The sequence below is a fragment of the Ruegeria sp. CDSA021 genome, assembly GCF_059612325.1.
In genome coordinates this window covers 1-1,042 of sequence record NZ_JBXWQJ010000056.1, presented here as the reverse complement: position 1 = coordinate 1,042, position 1,042 = coordinate 1, and the positions used below count along the sequence as shown (strand labels likewise).

1 protein-coding gene is annotated in these 1,042 nt (G+C 52.7%); it reads right to left on the bottom strand.

The genetic code is table 11. The features are described 5' to 3' along the window. Window positions 1-55: 55 nt before the first annotated feature. Complete coding sequence (locus tag AC2FLD_RS22480) at window positions 56-826, bottom strand: hypothetical protein (RefSeq protein ID WP_481668352.1); 771 nt, start codon at window positions 824-826, stop codon at window positions 56-58. Window positions 827-1,042 lie beyond the last annotated feature (216 nt).

Here is a 1,042-nt window from a genome sequence, read left to right as displayed (position 1 = left end):
GGAAACCAAACATTTAAACTGGCTTACCAATTGGGAAATCGGTTGGAGGGGGGCATCAATTGCATTGATCATACCTATAGTCCCCGTATTCCAGCCAGTTTGCCGAGCCTTCGCTAAAAATCAGAAACTCGGACCTGTCTTCCCCAAGCAGCGCGACGACAAATCCGGCCGGCGGCTCATAGTTTCCAAAGTAACTGTAGGCCGTCATGGCTCTGATCGACTCGCCGTTGACCGTTACTCGTGCGTCCCACTCTCCCTCCGGATTGTCCAAAATTACGGGTTCGATCACGCGCTCAATCGCTCCGCCACCACAATAGACGATGCCTTCGGGTGCTTCGTAAGAAGCCCCCAGACTAGGATCTGAATCGCACGCGGAACGAAGGGACCGAATTGCCGCGCTGGAACCTTTCAAGTCAAAGATCCCATAGCTGACATCTTGATCAATCATCGACAGATTGACCGCCGCATTGGCCGCAAGCTGGTCCAGTACAAAACCATAGTCCTGCTGACTATCAAAACTGATCTCGACGGGATAATTGTCGACGATCTGCAAGGCAGCGTTTTCAGCGCCAACCTGAAAAGCACCAACCTCGGTTGTGCCGTTCTTCAAAAAACGAATAGACAGCCCCTGCTTGTCCATAATGTCCTGGCTGTCCTCGTATCCAGCCGGAGCAAAGCGGATACGGTTGCACTGAAGCTCCAGCGTCATGTTTCCGGTCTGAATAAATGCATTGGGACTGGAACCGGAACTGAAGGACCACTCCGCCGATGCAGTGGTCGCCATTGCCATCATAAGCGTTCCAATGGAAATCGTCTTGAAACTCATTTTCTCTCTCCATGGTGTTGCGGTTCGCACTTTCATTCAGCAGAGATTCCGGCCGTTGCCCGGGCAACCAGGTCAGGAAACAGGTGCACCGTACTCGTTCGCTCCTTCTACCGAAGGGCGCGTCAGCCACCAGATCATAAGGATGGACAGAACCAATTGAAGAATTGAGACAACAACAATACCGGTTACGCCCAGGACTGCCGCCGGTCCTCGCAA